This window comes from Bifidobacterium sp. KRGSERBCFTRI, from assembly GCF_025908335.1.
In genome coordinates, this window is record NZ_CP109653.1 from 1,000,471 (window position 1) to 1,018,711 (window position 18,241).

The 18,241-nt window shown below is 61.6% G+C and carries 12 protein-coding genes; 9 read left to right on the forward strand and 3 right to left on the reverse strand.

Annotated elements, in window-relative coordinates:
- Positions 1-298 precede the first annotated feature (298 nt).
- Both xylA and OGI63_RS04215 read left to right on the forward strand, forming a co-directional pair.
- On the forward strand, positions 299-1,651 hold the full coding sequence (gene xylA / locus OGI63_RS04210; RefSeq protein WP_004219358.1) for a xylose isomerase: 1,353 nt from the start codon (positions 299-301) through the stop codon (positions 1,649-1,651).
- 404 nt (positions 1,652-2,055) lie between these two features.
- A complete protein-coding gene (locus OGI63_RS04215) occupies positions 2,056-3,738 on the forward strand; it encodes a glycoside hydrolase family 43 protein (protein ID WP_004219357.1) in 1,683 nt (560 codons plus the stop codon).
- 12 nt (positions 3,739-3,750) lie between these two features.
- Here the strand turns inward: OGI63_RS04215 and OGI63_RS04220 are convergent, their stop codons facing one another.
- On the reverse strand, positions 3,751-4,755 hold the full coding sequence (locus OGI63_RS04220) for a LacI family DNA-binding transcriptional regulator (protein ID WP_004219356.1): 1,005 nt from the start codon (positions 4,753-4,755) through the stop codon (positions 3,751-3,753).
- A gap of 330 nt (positions 4,756-5,085) precedes the next feature.
- On the opposite strand from OGI63_RS04220, the gene OGI63_RS04225 reads away from it, so the two are divergent.
- The 6 genes from OGI63_RS04225 to OGI63_RS04250 all read left to right on the forward strand — a co-directional run bounded on the left by OGI63_RS04225 (position 5,086) and on the right by OGI63_RS04250 (position 13,535).
- Complete coding sequence (locus OGI63_RS04225) at positions 5,086-6,363, forward strand: extracellular solute-binding protein (RefSeq protein WP_004219354.1); 1,278 nt, start codon at positions 5,086-5,088, stop codon at positions 6,361-6,363.
- Positions 6,364-6,471: 108 nt separating this feature from the next.
- On the forward strand, positions 6,472-7,530 hold the full coding sequence (locus tag OGI63_RS04230; protein WP_004219353.1) for a carbohydrate ABC transporter permease: 1,059 nt from the start codon (positions 6,472-6,474) through the stop codon (positions 7,528-7,530).
- A gap of 1 nt (position 7,531) precedes the next feature.
- On the forward strand, positions 7,532-8,401 hold the full coding sequence (locus OGI63_RS04235; RefSeq protein WP_004219351.1) for a carbohydrate ABC transporter permease: 870 nt from the start codon (positions 7,532-7,534) through the stop codon (positions 8,399-8,401).
- Positions 8,402-8,478: 77 nt separating this feature from the next.
- Positions 8,479-10,104, forward strand: coding sequence for a glycoside hydrolase family 43 protein (locus OGI63_RS04240; RefSeq protein ID WP_004219350.1), 1,626 nt, complete (start codon positions 8,479-8,481; stop codon positions 10,102-10,104).
- A gap of 105 nt (positions 10,105-10,209) precedes the next feature.
- A complete protein-coding gene (locus tag OGI63_RS04245) occupies positions 10,210-12,135 on the forward strand; it encodes a sialate O-acetylesterase (protein ID WP_004219349.1) in 1,926 nt (641 codons plus the stop codon).
- Complete coding sequence (locus OGI63_RS04250; RefSeq protein ID WP_012619924.1) at positions 12,135-13,535, forward strand: carboxylesterase/lipase family protein; 1,401 nt, start codon at positions 12,135-12,137, stop codon at positions 13,533-13,535. Before OGI63_RS04245 ends, OGI63_RS04250 begins: the two co-directional genes overlap by 1 nt.
- A 12-nt stretch (positions 13,536-13,547) precedes the next feature.
- Here OGI63_RS04250 and OGI63_RS04255 read toward each other — a convergent pair whose 3' ends face one another.
- Positions 13,548-15,107 carry a glycoside hydrolase 43 family protein gene (locus OGI63_RS04255; RefSeq protein ID WP_004219346.1) on the reverse strand — a complete coding sequence of 520 codons (1,560 nt, stop codon included), beginning with the start codon at positions 15,105-15,107 and terminating at the stop codon, positions 13,548-13,550.
- Between the two features lie 89 nt (positions 15,108-15,196).
- Positions 15,197-16,726 (reverse strand): xylulokinase, encoded by a 1,530-nt coding sequence (locus OGI63_RS04260; protein ID WP_004219345.1) that lies wholly within the window; start codon positions 16,724-16,726, stop codon positions 15,197-15,199.
- A gap of 186 nt (positions 16,727-16,912) precedes the next feature.
- On the opposite strand from OGI63_RS04260, the gene OGI63_RS04265 reads away from it, so the two are divergent.
- A complete protein-coding gene (locus OGI63_RS04265; protein ID WP_004219344.1) occupies positions 16,913-18,148 on the forward strand; it encodes an ROK family transcriptional regulator in 1,236 nt (411 codons plus the stop codon).
- The last annotated feature ends 93 nt before the right edge of the window (positions 18,149-18,241 follow it).

Genomic DNA, 18,241 nt, shown 5'->3' on the forward strand with positions numbered 1-18,241 from the left:
ACTAGTCGGTCCCTGTGACAGAGAAGCGCCAGGCAACACTGGCGCTTTTTGTTTGCCTGCGGACTTTTCGGAACGTTGGTCGGTGTGGCGAGGAAATCGATCTGCATGGATGTGTGGCATGAGCGAGGAGTGCTGGAATTCCGGGCGACACGCTAAAAGTCAATCCATTTGACATATATAGTATTTTCGTTTTACTATAACACCATGAACGCGGAAGCGTTCTGGACAAATCTGAAATGGCGTGGGATGCCCGGTGCGACTCGCGTCGAACAGTGAAAATGATTGCAAAGGAGTAGTCATGGCAGGTCTGTGGGACATCGACAAGATCGAGTATGTCGGTCGCACCAAGGGGCTTCAGGAGGGACTCGGCTTCCAGTATTATGACGCCGACAAAGTGGTCGCCGGCAAGAAGATGAAGGACTGGCTGCGCTTCGGCGTCGCATGGTGGCACACCTTCGACGCGCCGCTCACCGACCCCTTCGGTGACGGCACCGCCCAGCGCCCGTGGGATGGCAAGTATTCCGACCCGATGGACAACGCGCTCGCCAAGGTGGACTACGCGTTCGAGTTCTTCACCAAGCTCGGCGCCGAGTACTTCTGCTTCCATGACCGCGACATCGCCCCGGAAGGCGATACGCTGCGCGAGACGAACGCCAACCTCGACCGCGTGGTCGACAAGATCGAAGAGAACATGCAGTCCACCGGCGTGAAGCTGCTGTGGAACACCTCGTCGCTCTTCACCAACCCGCGCTTCGTGGCGGGCGCCTCCACCTCGCCGTTCGCCGACGTCTACGCCTATGCCGCGGCGCAGCTCAAGCACTCCCTCGAGATCGGCAAGCGCCTGGGCGCCGAGAACTACGTGTTCTGGGGCGGCCGCGAAGGCTACGAGAACCTGTGGGTCACCGACATGAAGCGTGAGCAGGAGCACATGGCGAAGTTCTTCCACATGTGCGCCGACTACGCCAAGCAGATCGGCATGGACGCCCAGTTCCTCATCGAGCCGAAGGCCAAGGAACCGACGACGCACCAGTACGACTTCGACGCGGCCACGGCATGCAACTTCCTGCGCGCCTATGACCTGATCGACGTCTTCAAGCTCAACCTCGAAGGCAACCACGCGAACCTCGCCGGCCACACCTACCAGCACGAGATCCGTGTCGCGCGTGACAACGGCGTGCTCGGTTCGCTCGACGCCAACCAGGGCGACATGCTGCTTGGCTGGGATCTCGACGAGTTCCCGACCAACCTGTACGAGACCACCTCCGTGATGTGGGAAGTGCTCGATGAAGGCCAGATCGGCCCTCACGGCGGCCTCAACTTCGATGCCAAGCCGCGCCGCACCTCGTTCAGCGCCGAAGACCTGTTCCGCGCGCACATCGCCGGCATGGACTCGTTCGCCGCCGGCCTGCTCGTGGCAGACAAGATGCATCAGGACAAGTACATCGAGGACCTCGTGGCCAATCGTTACGGCTCCTACGATTCGGGCATCGGTAAGTCGATCGACGACGGCACCGCGACCCTCGAATCGCTCAACGACTACGCCATCGACATGCCGCAGTCCGAGATCATCGCATCCACGCACCCCGATCACCTCGAGGACGTGAAGGCGACCATCAACAACTACATCATCGACGCCCTGGCCAACGCCTGACGTCACACGGTCCGGCCGTCTGCCGCATGGACGGCCGGACCGTCCACCCAACCTCTGCGGTGCGCGGCATATGCAGTGCACGCCGTATGGCATATGCCGCCAGTATTCTTCCTTTCCTTCCTTCCAATGAATCGCCGCCTGTTCTTTCCTTTCCTCTGCAGGCGCGATGCAGGCCCAGGGCCATCGAGCCACACCGTGCACCCATACGCTCCGCGCGCATCCTTCCCATCAAACACACCGCGCGCGGGGGAGCACGGCGGTTCCCGGAGGCCCATGGGCTTTTTCCATACGGGCGGGCACGACGGTGTGTTTGCCCTTTTGCCTGCGCAAGACGCGAGGCACATGGCGCACTGCCGAACCGAATGTACTGGTATGATCGACCACTACCGATATGGAGGACCACGATGACCGCAACGACCGCGACCATGGACATCACCAATCCCGTACTGCGGGGCATGTACCCCGACCCAAGCTGGATGTGGGACGAGCGCGGGGAGCGAGTGGCCCTGGTGAATTCCTCGTTCGAACTGGTGCCGGGACTGCCGATCCACGTCTCGGACGATATCGCGAACTGGGAGCTTGCGGGGAACGCCGTCGACGAGGCGATGGCGCAACGGCTGCTGATCCCCTTCGTGCTTGATTCCGGGGGATTGTATGCGCCGACATTGCGCATGATCCGCGGGAAGTACGTGATCGCATGCACGGTCGCCCGCATCGATCTGGACGCGGCCGATGCAGCTGGGGTCGACCCGGAGTCGATCGAGGCGGCCCGCACAAGCCAAGGCAACTTCATCATCGAAGCCGATGCGCTTGAGGGACCATGGCGCGGCCCGTACTGGATCGAGGGCGCCGAGGGGATCGATCCAGACATCTTCGAGGACCTTGACGGCTCCGTGTACTGGACGCAGACAAGACCGGCCGTACGCCCGCGCTGGGAAGGGCAGACCGAGGTGTGGACCCAGCGGATTGACCCGGAGACGTGGCGGCTGTGCGCGTCGCATGACGCAGACGGAGACTACGGCAAAACGGTCCTCTGGACGGGATACGGCGTGGAGGCGGTGTGGGCCGAAGGGCCGCACCTGTACCGCATCGGCGATTGGGTATATCTGATGACCGCGGAAGGCGGCACAAGCTTCGACCACAGCGAGATGACCATGCGCACGTGGGCACCCGACGGGCTCGGACCTGCGATCGAATCCCTGCAGGGCCAAGCGCATGCGGACGGGACCGAGCCGCGCGCGCCGCGTGCCGACGAACGGTCGGTTGTGGGGCGGTATGCGCGACTGTTCCATCCGTGCAAGAAGAATCCGTTCCTGACGCACCGGCATCTGGGTTTGGAGGAGCGCGTGCAGTGTGTGGGCCACGCCGATCTGCTGCATCATCCACGGCTCGGCTGGTGGGTCGCGTGCCTGGGTTCGCGCGAGACCCCCACCGCGGACCATGGGGCGCTCAGTTTCTTGGGCAGGGAGACCTTTGTGGCACCTGTCGAGTGGCAGCACGATCCGGCGCAATGGTCATTGGAATCCAATGGGCCCGCGCAAAGGCGGACCGATGACCCGGGCTGGCCGGTGCTCGCTGGAGGAGCGGGGCGTCTGGCGCAGACATTGCGCATCGATGCGGCGGACGGGACCCTGCTCGACATGCGCATCGGGCCGTGCGAATCGCAGGCTGTCGTCGATGCGCGCATGCCTTTTACCGTCGGCGAGGGCGAAGCCGCGGCCGTGCGCGCGGATGGCGTGGTGTACCGGCGTATGCCTGAAGACAGATGCGTCGTGCTGTGCCCACCGCGTGGCACGGTGCGCATCCGGCAGGACAGCCGCCATACACTGAGCGTGGCGACCGATGGGGCGTCGGTGCAGTGGGCGCTCGGCGAGGGACCGGAGCGCAGGGAGGGCATGGTGCCGATCTCCGAAGGGGAGCCGGGGTCGGTCATGCTCGTCTTCGACAAAGGCATGGCGCGTGTGGTCGTGGCGCAGTCCGCGGAACAGGCATGGGAGGCGCCGGCCGTCGAGGTGATCGACGTGGCGCCGCTGAGCACTGAATGGTCCGGAGGCTTCGTGGGGTGCCTCGTCGGTTGTGAAGCATAGGGTGCGGGACGTTCAGTGCAGGTCGTGCGTACTGTTGCGCACTACAAGTGTGGTGGGCAGGATCACATGGTGTTGCGTGGGGCGTCCCTCCGCCGTGTCGATGAGCATGCGCGTCGAGACCGCCGCCATGTCGTGCAAGGGTTGGCGCACGGTGGTGAGCGCCGGACCCAGGAAGGCGGATGTCTGCACGTCGTCGAACCCGACGACAGAAAGGTCTTCGGGGATGCGCAGCCGGTTCTGCCGGGCGGCCTCATAGACGCCCATCGCCTGCAGGTCGCTTCCGGCGAAGATCGCGGTGGGGCGGTTCGGGTTCTCCAGCAGCGCCATCGCCTGCGCGTAGCCGCCTTCGGTCGTGAAATCACCTTCGGTCACCAGTTCGGGGTCCAGCTCGATGCCCTGTTCGGCGAGGGCCGACGTGTAACCGTCGAGCCTTGCGCGCGAACACATCATCTCTTCGGGGCCGGTGATGATGCCGATGCGCGTGTGCCCAAGCGCGAGCAAGTGACGTGTCGCGAGCACGCCGCCGGCCCAGTTGTCCGCCTGCACGGAGAAGTCGTCGTTCGATGGCTCGCCTGAGGGGTCGAAGATGACGTAGGGGATGCCGTTGTCTTGCAATCTGCCTTTTTCCCTTTCGGTGAGATTGGCGAAGATGAAGATGACGCCGAATGGCTTGCGCCTCAACATGCCGGTAATCCAGTCGTCGTCGGGGTGCTGGCGTGTGCCGCTTTCCGTCGTGATGACGCTGATGTCGGGGGAGTGCCTTGTCTCACGCAACACGCCGCGCAGCACTTCGAGCGCCCAGATTGTGTCGAGGTCCTGGAAGACCACTTCGATGTACCGTTGTCCGGCCGTTTTCTGGCCGCGGCGTTGGTACCCCGTGGCTTTGAGCGCCCGGTCGATGGCTGCGCGGGCTTCGTCCGATATGTCGGAACGGCCATTGAGCGCCTTGGAGACGGTCGCCAATGAGTAGCCGGTGTCCTTTGCGATGTCCGCCAATCTGACTTTGGGTTCCGACATATGGAGCTCCTTTGTCGCAAATGAATGGGTGTGATACCATATGGCATAATAGCGAAAGTTTCGTAATGTTGCAAACGAAATAGGACGTTTGTTGTGAAAACGGCAAGCAAATATATACAAAAGTGCGCGAAACGCCGAAAACACACTTAGTTTGACTAATTGACAAAGTAGGTTTACGTTAGTTTCTAACGAAAACAACGTAAGTTTTCGATAGTTCTCAATGTTGCACCAGAGCTTCGTAGAAGCTCGGATGAATTGCCTTCCGGCGATTTGTGCCAGCGAGGACGGCTCCACGTCAATGTCAACGTGGACAAAGATCAAGGAGGAACTATGAAACTCAAGACGTTTGCAGCAGCGACACTGGCCGTTGCGACCGTAATCGGCATGAGCGCATGTGGCGGGTCGGAGTCGTCGTCCGATGACAAGACCATCACGTTCTGGCACAATGCTTCCGCCGGTGAGGGCCGCCAATACTGGGAGAATCTGGCAAAGTCCTTCGAAGAGGCCAACCCGGGGACCAAGGTGGAGATCCAGGCCATTCAGAACGAGGATTTCGCTGGCAAACTGCAGACCGCCATGCAGGATCCCGCATCCGGTCCGGATGTATTCATGTCGCTTGGCGGCGCCAAGACCAAGGAGATGATCGACGCCGGTCAGGTCATGGATCTGACCGATAAGATCTCGGACACGGTGAAGACCGACATGAAGACGACCCTTTCCGCGGCCACGTTCGACGGCAAGGTCTACGGCGTCCCGGTCAGCGTGGAACCGGGCGGCATGTGGTATTCCAAGGATCTGTTCAAGAAGGCTGGCGTTTCCGATGTGCCGGCGACCTACGAGGAACTGCTCGCGGACGCGAAGAAACTCAAGGACAGCGGCACCGATGCCATTGCGCTCGGCGCCAAGGATGCCTGGCCTGCGGCGCATTGGTATTACTGGCTGGTCCTGCGCGAGTGCTCTCCTGAGGTCTACGACAAGAGCGTTCAGGACCACGACTTCTCGAACGCATGCTGGGTCAACGCCGGCAAGAAGCTGCAGGAGCTCAAGGATTTGAAGGTCTTCAACGACGGCTTCCTGACCACGACCGCGCAGCAGGGCGCCAACTCCTCTGCCGGCCTGCTCGCCAACCATAAAGCGGCCATGGAACTCATGGGCGCTTGGGAGCCGGGCGTACTCAAGGACCTCACCCCTGATCAGAAGCCGATGGCTGACCTTGGATTCTTCGCGTTCCCCGAGGTCGCCGGCGGCGAAGGCGAGCCCGGTGCACTCATGGGCGGCGTGACCTACTTCTGCGTCAACCCGAAGGCTTCGCAGACCTCGATCGACTTCGTCAACTACATGGGCGAGAAGAAGAACCAAGAGGATTACGCCAAGGCGTTCTCCACCATCCCAGCCTCCGAGCCAGCCCGTGCCGTGGTGACCGACGAGTCACTCAAGCAAGTCATCGAATATCTGGACAAGGCTCCGTCCATGCAGCTGTGGATGGATACCGCACTGGGCACCAACATCGGCAATGCATTGAATGCCGCTGTGGTGAACATGCTGTCGGGGCAGGGCAGCCCTGAAGACATCGTCAAGGCGATGCAGGACGCCGCCCAGAAGGGCTGATCGCGTCCGAGCAAGGTCCGGGATGGCTGGGCTGTGCCCGCATGGTCCAGCCATCCTTTCCCCTGGATGACGTACAACGAAACACCTTAGATACATGGGATTGATGACATGACTGAAATGAATGATGCCGTGGCAGTCGGGCGACCGGTTGCCGAAACGAAGAAGCGGGGCGGAGCACGCAAACCCTCTAACGGCAAGGGGCGCAGAAATCTCGAAATTTTCATCCTTTCCGCACCCGCGATCATCCTCTTCTGCTGCTTTGTGATCCTTCCGATCATTCTGGGAGCTTACTACGGTTTCTACCAATGGAAGGGTTTCGGCACCCCGGCCGAGAACGGCAAGTTCGTCGGACTGCAGAACTACATCGTGGCGTTGAAGGATCCGAACTTCCAGCAGGCGATTCTGCACACCTTTGAAATCGTCATTGGGTCCCTCGTTATCCAGGGCCCGTTGGCCATCCTCTTCGCTCTCCTGCTCAACCAGAAGTTCAAGGGGCGTGGCCTGATCCGTACGCTCATCTTCGTGCCGTATGTCGTTTCAGAGGTCATCGTCGGTACCGGCTGGAGCCTGCTGCTCCAGAAGAAGGGCGCAGTCAACCAGATCCTTGAATCACTTGGCATGCATGGTGTCGATTGGCTAGCCAATCCCAAGGTCGCGATCTGGACCCTGCTGCTGCTCATCAGCTGGAAATACATCGGATTCGCCGTCATCCTCATGCTTGCGGGCATGCAGTCGATTCCTGAGGAACTGTACGAAGCGGCAAAGGTGGACGGTGCCGGGTTCTGGCAGATCCAGAAGAGCATCACATTGCCGTTGCTCGCCCCGACGCTGCGCATCTGGGTCTTCCTGTCGATGATCGGTTCGCTGCAGCTGTTCGATTTGGTCTACATCATCTGGGGCCAGTACGTTTCCACGACGGCCGGCGTCTCCACGATGGCCACCTACATGGTCCGTGAGGGACGCGGTGCAGGCAACTACGGATATGGCTCCGCCGTCGCCCTCATCATTTTCGTCATTTCGCTGATCGTGGCGCTGACCTACCAGCACTTTGTGCTCAACCGTGATCTCGACGGCGCCTTGACCGAGAAGAAGGCGTCCAAGAAGCGCAAGAAGAGGCAGACCGCAGAGGATGAGGCCCTGGCGGTCGCCATGGAAGGAGTGAAGTGAGATGAGTGCTGCAACGGCATATTCCAAGAACAACGGTTTCCATAAGTCATCGAAGACCCCATGGGGCAATCCGGTGGTCTATTTCTTCTCGCTCGTGCTCGTGGCGATTTGCGTCGTCCCGGTGCTCTACATCATCTTCGGCGGATTCCGCACCAACGCGCAGATCACCAACAACCCTGCCGGTCTGCCGAATCCCTGGGTGATCAGCAACTACAAGGAAGTCATCACCAGTGACATCTTCTGGACCGAGCTGGTCAACTCACTGATCGTGGGCATCTGCACGATGGTCGGCGTCGTCGTCCTCGGCATCATGGTCAGCTACGTCATCGCCCGCTACAGGTTCCGGTACTCGGCACTGATGTATGCGCTGTTCTCAGCGGGCCTCATGTTCCCGATGACCGTCGGCATCACTCCGCTGTACCTGATGATCAGGAACCTGGGCCTGTCGAACTCCCTCGCGGGCATCATCCTGCCACAGATCGCATTCGGTCTGCCGCAGACCATCATCATCCTGGTCCCATTCCTGCAATCCATACCGATGGAGTTGGAGGAGGCGTGCCTGCTGGACGGTTGCTCTCGCCTCGGCTTCTTCTGGCGCATGGTCATCCCGCTTTCGATGCCCGGCGTCGCCACGACCGGCATCCTCACCTTCGTGGGAAGCTGGAACGGCTATATGCTTCCGCTCTTCGTCCTGAGCGATGAAAGCAAGTACACGCTTCCGCTTGGTGTGCAGATGTTCAGCTCCCAGCACTCGGTGGATACGGCCAGGGTCCTGGCGTTCACCTCGCTCGCCATGCTTCCGGCCCTCATCTGCTTCACGATCTTCCAGAAGAAGATCGTGGGTGGCCTGACCGGCGCGGTCAAGGGCTGATCCGACCCGTCGCCTGCAATGCACGAAGCGCGGCGGCCCGGGCACAACCGGGCCGCCGTTTCCTTAAGGAGATCGTTATGAAGATCGAAAACCCGGTACTGCCCGGATTCAACGCCGATCCGTCGATGATCAGGGTCGGAGACACCTACTACATCGCGAATTCCACGTTCGAATGGTGGCCTGGCGTGCGTCTGCACGAGTCGAAGGACATGGTGCATTGGCGCCTGTTGCCGAGCCCGCTGAACCGTCGTTCGCAGATCGACATGCGCGGCAACCCGTCCTCCGGCGGCGTGTGGGCTCCCGACCTGTCCTATGCGGACGGCAAGTTCTGGCTCGTGTACTCCGATGTCAAAATCGTCAACGGCGCGTTCAAGGACTGCACGAACTACCTCGTGACCGCCGAGGATATCCGTGGCCCGTGGAGCGAACCGATCCGGATCAACGGCGTTGGCTTCGATGCAAGCCTGTTCCATGACGATGACGGGCGCAAGTACCTCGTCCAGCAGACTTGGGATTTCCGTGAATACAACCATCCCTTCGATGGCATCACGCTTACCGAGTTCGACGTCGAGACCATGCGCCTGCGCCCCGAGACCGAACGCACGATTTGGCGCGGCACCGATGTCAAACTCGTCGAAGGCCCGCACCTGTACAAAATCAACGGCATGTACTACCTGTTCTGCGCCGAGGGCGGCACCGTCTGGACGCATCAGGAGGTCGTCGCGCGTTCCTCGACGCTCGATGCGATGTCGTTCGAGGGGAGCCCGTACGACCCGTTCATCAGCAACTTCGACACCCCACGCAGCTACCTGCAGAAGCAGGGGCATGGCGCACTCGTGGACACGCCATCCGGCGAATGGTACTACGCGTCGCTGTGTGCCCGGCCCTGGCACCATGAGAACGAATCGGTGACCGATCCGCGTGGATGGTGCACCCTGGGACGTGAGACGTCCATCCAGAAAGTCGAATGGACCGATGACGGCTGGCCTGTCGTCGTCGGCGGCCATGGCGGACAACGCGTCGTCGAGGCGCCGCAAGACGCCATCGAGACCGAGGCACCGGCCGATCACAGCCAGCATGACGATTTCGAGGCGTCGCAGCTCGCCTTGGATTGGAACACGCTGCGTGTGCCCTTCGACGAATCGATGGGTTCCGTCGGAGGCGGCACGCTGACCTTGCGTGGGCAGGGATCGCTGTGCAACCTCTTCGACCTGTCCCTCGTCGCCCGCCGTTGGCAGGCGTTCGATTTCGACGCGTCTGTCGGTGTGCGATTCGACCCCACCAACTACCGGCAGATGGCCGGTCTGACGAACTACTACAACGACCTGTGCTGGTCGTGGGCTTTCGTCACTTGGGATGAGAAGCGGCAGTGCCGTGTGATCGAAGTCGCCCAGAACGATTTCAACACCTACACCTCGTTCCTGCGGGACCGGGCGGTGCCGGTTCCCGATGATGTGGAGACCGTATGGCTGCGCACGCGTGTGCGCACGCAGACCTATGGTTACGACTATTCGTTCGATGGTGAGCAGTGGCATGACCTCGGTGTCGAACTGGACGCGAAGATCCTGTCGGACGACTATGTGAACCAACGGTATGGCGGGTTCTTCACCGGTGCGTTCGTTGGGCTCGCGGCAGTGGACCTGTCGGGCTATGACGCAACGGCGGAGTTCGTGGACTTCGATTACCGCGAATTGAGTGAATGACCATGGATGCACGCTGGGCGGGCCGTCTCCGGGACGGCCCGCCCAGCGTGCATCTCCATATCTGCGGTGCAGATGACATGACCGCACGGAAGGCAAGGGACGCATATGACATTGACAATGCCAAAGCTGCTGGATGATGGATGTGTGCTGCAATCCGGCAGACCCGTGAACATCTGGGGATGGTGCACACCGGGGGAGCGTGTCTCCGTACGTATCGGCGAATGTGCAGGGGAAACCATAAGCGCCGCGGACGGCGGCTGGCAGGTGCGGTTGGACGCGTTGGATCCTGGCGGCCCGTATGCCTTCGAAGTGATTGGCGATGGCGCGACAGTGCGGCGCTCATGCTATGCGGGTGAGGTGTTCCTGTGTTCGGGGCAATCCAATATGGAGCTTTCCATGCAATGGGTGCATCCGTACTATCCCAGCGAGTTCCAGCGGCAGGATGACCCCTTGCTGCGCCAGTTCAAGGTCGTGGACCGATACGATTTCTCCGGCCCGGTGCGTGACCATGAGGAGGCCTCATGGCTGGGGTGTGCACCCGAGACGCTGGGTCAATTCTCCGCAGTCGCGTATTTCTTTGGGCGAATGGTGCGCCAGTGGTTGCATGTCCCCGTCGGGCTGCTCAATGTATCGTTGGGCGGTTCCCCCATCGAAGCATGGATGGACGCCGCTTCACTCGATGATTGTCCTGAAGCGTTGGAGGAGCTGGATCCCTATCTGGGTGATGGCGTGGCCGAGGCGCGGAGCGAAGAGAGTCTGGCTGCGGTCGCTGGGTGGATGGAGGAACTGCAAGCGCGGCGAATTCCTGCCGACAAGCTGCATTGGCGCCATGTCGACCTGCCGGCACGTTTTGAGGATTGCGGGTTGCCGGGATTCCAGGGAATGCTCGAATTGCGGCGGACAGTGGTGCTGCCGCCCTATTGCGAGGGTGCTGAAGGCACGCTGCGGTTGGGGGCATGGGCTGACATCGATGAGACCTACATCAATGGAATCAACATAGGGGGCCGCCCCAACCAATATGAGCCCCGTGACTACCGGATTCCTGCCGGTATGCTGCACACGGGGGCCAATGAGATTGTTGTGCGCCTTGTCTGCAACGCGGGATCCGGCCGGGTGACCGAAGGCAAGACGATGACCTTGCAGGTCGGCGATGAGGTCCATGATGTGAGCGGCCTCTGGAGGCTTGCCGTCGTGGCGAGCATGGACAGGCCATGTCCGAGTGAGGATTTCGTGCGTTGGCGCCCCACCGGGTTGTATAACGCCATGCTCGCGCCTTGCTTCCGTTTCCCGGTACGCGCCGCGCTGTGGTACCAAGGGGAATCGAACACCGGGACCAGGGCGGCGCAATACGGAAAACTGCTCGCCACGATGATCGATTTGTGGCGGGAGCGTTGGCATGATCCGCATATGCCCTTCCTCATCGTGCAATTGCCCGGCATCAGCATCGATTGCATCGAGGACGGCGGTTGGCCGCTCGTACGCGTCGGGCAGTGGGCCGTCGGGCAGCAAGTGCCCGACGTGAAGACGGTCGTGACGCTGGATGCCGGTGAACCCAACGACTTGCATCCGCATGACAAGAAGCTCGTCGCGTCACGTCTGTTCGACGCGGCATGTGCGCTGCTCTATGGAGGCGACAATGTGCAGCCGATGGTGGAGAGGATCGAGGAACGCGATGGGATGCTGTGTGTCTCCTATGCCACTGTTGCCCGCCAAGGGGCCAATCCGGTCCCTTGCACGCCGTTGACGCTCGATGGCGGCGATCCGGGCGAATTCGAGTTCGTCTGGCGCGATGCCATGTGCGCGGTGCCTGCACCTGCGACGGTTGAGGGGGCAGAAGTGTGCATTCCGCTGCCTGAGCGGCGTCCCGACATACTGCGGTATGCATGGCGGAACAACCCGTCACGCGGTCTGCTTGTGGATGGCCGTGGCACTCCGATGCCTCCATTTGCCTATGATTTGAAGCGTGGTGCCATGATCGAGCCATCGGTGCGCGCTGGCGGAGACGTCGATGCCGGGACGGGACGTGCGTGATGCGCAGGCAAGTCACATGTGAGCAGGGAACACTCGAGGGATTGGCGGTGGGTGATCCCTCCATCACAGCTTTTCGTGGGGTGCCGTTCGCCGCTCCACCAGTGGGGCCGCTGCGTTGGCGACCACCCCAGTCGCCGGCGCCTTGGCAAGGTGTACGGTGCGCGTTCGACGATGCCCCGGCCTGCCTGCAACCCATTCCGGGAGCGTCAAACCCGTTCTATGACAAGGAATGGGGCATGGATCCCGCCATCCCGCTCGATGAGGATTGCCTGTATCTGAACATCTGGACGCCGGCATTGCGGGGGAGCGGCGCCGATGCGCGCCTCACCGGCGAATCCCTGCCGGTCATGGTGTGGATCCATGGAGGCGCCTACCAGTGCGGTTGCGCGATGGAGAAGGAGTTCGACGGCACCGCGCTCGCGCGTCAGGGCGTTGTGGTTGTGTCGGTGGCATATCGGCTGAACGTGTTCGGATTTTTCTCACACCGCTGGCTGCAGGAGAAAGCGGAGGAAGGCGCCCCGTATGCGAATTTCGGATGGTTGGACCAACAGGCCGCCCTTCGGTGGGTGCGCCGCAACATCACCGTTTTCGGTGGCGACCCCACGCGCATATGCGTCTTCGGGCAATCCGCGGGTGCGGCTTCGGTATTGGCGCAATGCTGCGCGCCGAGTAATGCCGGACTGTTCTCCCGGGCCATCATGCAATCAGGCGCGGGCCTTGGCTACTTCAATGCAACGCTGTGCTCATTGGAATCCGCACAGTCGACGGGCGCAAGGTTGATGCGGCGTCTGGGGGTGGAGAACCTCGATGAGGCACGGGATGTCGATGCGCAGACCCTGTTCGAGGGAGCATCTAGGCTTGAGGCGCCTGAAGGTGTGGATGATGCCGCATGGCCGATGATGGTCAATTGGGTGCCATGTGTCGATGGCGTCTTCATGCCACGGCAGGAGCGCGATCTGATACTTGACGGCCAAACCAAGAACATCGATCTGGTGGTGGGTGATACGCAAGACGAATTCATGGTGTCCGACGGGCAAGGCCATCAGGTGCGGGCTGGCCGCGAAGGCAACCGCCGGCTGATCGCAGCATGGCAGCATGGTGGCGGCCGCGCACCGTATTATTACCATTTCGATGTGCCGATGCCCGGCGATGACGCGGGCTCCTTCCATTCTTCCGACCTCTGGTTCGTGTTCGGGACCTTGGGCTCATGCTGGCGACCCATGCGTGGATGCCATGTTGAGCTCTCCCAATGCATGTCACGGTATTGGACGCGTTTTGCGGCGATGGGCGATCCCAGTGGACCGGGTCTTGTGCACTGGGACCGCACCGACATGCATGGCGACCGCTTCCTGCATCTGGGTTTCCCTGTGGAAATGCGCAGTGGGCATCGCGGCGCATGACTACACCTTGGGTCAAGCTCCCATATCCGAGGCATCGTGATAACGGAAGCGCATGAAGTCGGCATGTCCTCCAACATGCTGGGTCGCTTGGGTGAACAGTGCGAACCGGCATCCTGTGAAATGATCCAGTTTGAACCACAGGCGGTGGGGATGTCCGATCGGTATCCACCCGGCGTCTGTCCGCACAAGGAAACGCGCGGTATCGCGCATGTCGGTGTAGTCGATCTCCAAACGGAACGTGACCTGCGGTGACGGCAATGGCAGGGACTCCACTTCAACCGGGATCTCGTCGTAATGGCGCTCGGCGGTGTTGTCCGGGTGCAACGCATTGCGTTCCGCCATGATCGCATGCCAAGATCCCTGCCTGCGTGTTATGGCGGCGTATGCGTAGCAGCCTTGGAATGCGCAGAGCCCGGCGATGTCGCCTTCCATGAGTCCGCTGGCGTCAATGGTCACTTCCGCGGCGCACCGTGGGCCGGTCGTGCGTTGCGTAAGCGTATTGGTCGCCCGCAGCATGGTGGCCGATACGCGGCTTGTGGTGATGCGGAATGCGCCGGGGCGCGCGGTCACCGACCATGTCTCGTCATGTGGTGTGTGGTTGAACTGCCAATAGGGGGCCAGATGGATGGTTCCCCTGCTATCGGGCGTGTAGCGGAAATCGTCATCGCCGTTGAGCGGCGCATAATGATGGTGCGGTTCGGCGGAAGGCGCGCTTTCGACGTATGCCGGAACTCGCCCGTTCACGCCCAATACGGGCATGCCGTCCGTATCGAAATGCATCGGCATGAGCACGGGTGTCCTGCCCAATGCCCCGCGGTCCTGGAACATGAACGCGTACCATTGGCCATCGGGCGTGTCCACCATGCCACCTTGCGCCACACCTTGGTCATGGTATCCCAAGTCGTCATCCAGAATGCAGCGGCCCCGGAACTCACCGTCAAGCGAATCCGCGATGAAACAATCCTCGGTTTTGCGGTGGCCACGGGCGAAATGACAGGTGAACAGGTAATACCGCCCATCATGCCGTTGCAGATGGGATCCCTCGTATCCCAGATCCTGATTCGGCAAATCCTGCACGAGCACACGGTCGAGTCCACCGGCCTTCGGTCCGGACAGATCCGCATCCATCTCGGTCAGCCGCAGTGCGGTGTTGCCGTGAACGATGAACACACGCCCATCGTCAAAGAGCAGCGAAGGATCGTGGTAGAAGCCCCGGACGATATGATGCCGCCATGGGCCGCGGGCGTCCCTGGCGGTGAACAGATGGGTTGTATGGGTGTCGTTCGCGGAGAACAGCACATGGAACCTGCCGTTGTGCCATCGCAGGGACGGCGCCCACATTCCCTGCCCATACAGGTCCTGATCGTCGTCCAGCATATAGGCGCCCGTGTGCCCAAGTGTGCGGTAGACATGGCCATATGGTTCCCAGTGCGTCAGGTCGAACGACCTCAATATGTCGCATCCGGGCATGAAATGCATCGTGGTGCTCGCCATGTAATAGGTATGGCCGACCCTGATGATGTCGGGATCGGGAAAGTCCGAGTTGAGTATTGGATTCTGGACGACGCTCATGAAACTCCCTGGAATCGGAATCGACAATATGGAATGCCGGGTGGTGGGCACAATGTGCGCATGGTGCACACCACCCGGCCTGGGTGGAATCAGCCGCGAGCCTGCACGTAGGCGTCGTAGACCTGCGGGGTGGGGGTGCCGGTCTGCACCGCATCAATCGAGATCGGCCAATCGGGCGCGTCATCCACGCCGCTGAGCACCCAAGCCGCCTGTCGTGCGGCTCCGATGGCCACGTATTCGTCGGTGGCGGGGCAGGTGATCTCCATGCCGAGCACAGTTGGGGCCAACGTGCGCACCGCACGCGATTTCGCTCCGCCGCCGATGAGTAGGATGCGCTCAATCGCGGCGCCGAGCGAGCGGATGAGCTCCAGACAGTCTCGTTGTGAGCACAGCAACCCCTCGACGAATGCGCGGGCGAAGTTCGCGCGATTGGTGTTGCGTAGCGTCATCCCGCTGAGAGTGGCAGTGGCGTCCGGTCGGTTCGGTGTGCGTTCGCCGTCGAAATACGGCACCAATGTGATGCCGCCGGCACCGGGGCGCGCGGCCAGGGCGAGGTCGGTGAGCTCCTCGTAGTCCACGTCGAGCACCGCACGTCCTGCATCGAGAATGCGGGAGGCGTTGATGGTGCAGGCCAGGGGCAGGAAATGCCCGGTGCAATCCGCGAATCCGGAAACAGAGCCGTTCAGATCGTATGCAGGGCGCTCGCTCACAGCCGCAGCGACACCCGATGTGCCAAGGGACACCGACACATCTCCGACGGCCATTCCCAAGCCCAGGGCTGCCATTGCATTGTCGCCCCCACCCGGGGCGATGATGCAGCCCCCGTCTACCGCGCCTCCGGCAATCGATGGGGAGGCCTTCACCTTGGCGGCCTCTTGTGGGCCCAGCACGGCGGGCAGCACAATGCGTGCGGCGGCCTGTAGGCATTCGGGTGCCGGTTCGTCCGCTGCGGCCGATTGCAAGCCCCGGGCGAGCAGATCGCGCCGGTAGGTGTTGGACGCCGCGTCGAAATACAAGGTGCCGGAGGCGTCGGAACGGTCGGTGAACAGTGCATCCAAATGGGCATCCTCGCCAGGATCCACTGGTCCGAAACCGGCTATGCGCCAGCTCAGCCAGTCGTGAGGGAGGCAGACGGCCGCTATGCGCGCCGCATGTTGCGGCTCGTGCTCGCTCACCCAGCGCAGCTTCGTCAGCGTGTATGAGGCGACGGGGGAGGAGCCCACCGCGCGAACCCAGCGGGAGATGCCGCGGGCGTGGCGATCCTCCGGTTCGCCGTCGGCCGCCGGTGCCGCACCGAGTTCATCGATGAGTTCAACGGCTTGAGGGGCCGACGAGATGTCGTTCCACAGCATCGCATCGCGGATCACGCGCCCTTGCTCGTCGAGGATCACCATGCCATGTTGTTGGCCGCCGACGGCAATTGCCGAGACGTCGTCCAATCCGCCGGCCTGCTCACTGGCTTCGAGGAACGCCTCCCACCAGGCCTGGGGATCCACTGTCGATCCGTCCGGGTGCTTCGCCTGGCCGAAGCGTACGAGCTTACCTGTCCGGGCATCGGTGACGCGCACCTTGCATGATTGGGTCGAAGTGTCGACGCCCGCAACCAACATCGGTTCCATATTGTCTCCTTGCTCTGGCTTCCACAGACGTTCCGTGGTCGCGTGTGTTCCGGTTCCTACGCGGATCGCAGACGACAGCCCTGCCGTATGCGACCCAATATAGTATGTTCATTAAACTAATAAGTCTAGTGTAGCATGGCTTGTTAGGCAAGTGGGTTAACTATTGGCTCGAAGATGGGGGTCGACATGGCGACGCTGAAACGAATCAATCAAGATGATCTACGCAATCACAATCTCTCGGTGGTTCTGAATCAGGTGCTGCGCTCGCCGCAACCGCTCAGCCGGGCCGATCTGGCAAAGGCGACGGGATTGACCAAGGCGACGATGTCTCTGTTGGTCTCGCTCCTCATTGAGCATGGTGTGCTCAGGGAAGGGGTGCCGCTTGTGCAGGCGGTATACGGCAGGCCGAGCACGCCGCTGATCATCGCCGGCGGCCGGGTGTGCGGCATCGGCATCCAGATCAACACCGACGGCTACGGCTATACGGTGCTCGACCTTGACGGCTCGACGGTGGCCGAGCGGTGGGTGGACCGCGATCTGCACGAGGTGGATGCGGACGAGATATTCGCCGATCTCGACGCCATGCTGCTCGATCAGGAACAGACCTTGCGCGAGCAGGGCTACATTCTTGCCGGAACCGGAATCGCGCTACCCGGATTGGTCACCGAAGATGCGCACCTGATTGTCGCGCGCAACCTCGGTTGGGAGAACATAGACCTCATGCAGTACGACGTGATCAAGCGACTCAATGTGGTTGCCGGAAATGAGTCGAACATGGCTGCAACCGCGCATCTTCCCGGCTATGCCACGCAGGTCCATGACGAGGGCATGGTGGGGCCGGACGGCTCGTTCATCTACGTTTCCACCGACATCGGCATCGGCGGAGCCATTGTGCGCGACGGCAAGGTGGTGGACGGCGGACATGGATTCGCCGGTGAGATCGGGCATCTTTCCGTGCAGCTGGATGGCCCGCAGTGCCGTTGCGGACGGCATGGATGCCTCGAGGTCTACGCAGGCCGCCGCTCGATGGTGGAGCGCGCCGGGCTTGCCAGCGGCGATGCCGCCGCAAGCCAACAGGCCATAGATATGTTCACGCAGGCTGTTTTCGACGGTGCGGAACCCATGCACAACGTCTATTTGAAAGCCTTCGGCGCAATGGTCTCGGCAATCGTCTCGACCATCAATCTGTCGGACGTGGACACGGTGATCATCGGAGGCTGCTGGGCGCAGCTCTCCGCCGAAGAGCGCGAACGCATGCAGGCCGAGGTGCAGCGCCAGATCCTCGCGCGCGACAAGGTCGAGGCGCATATTCTGCTTACGCGGGACATGCGGAGGCCGGCGCTCATCGGCGCCGCGCAGATCGGCCTTCGCAAGTTCGTGGACAATCCGCTGGCGTATCTCACGGCGGATTCCGTGGCGTAGTGACCCAAGCGGGATGCGTCGCGCGCCGTCGTACGTCGAGCGGGTGGGCTACGCTTTTGCTGTCCGGTTCACGCTTCGCCAGCGGGGTGGGGC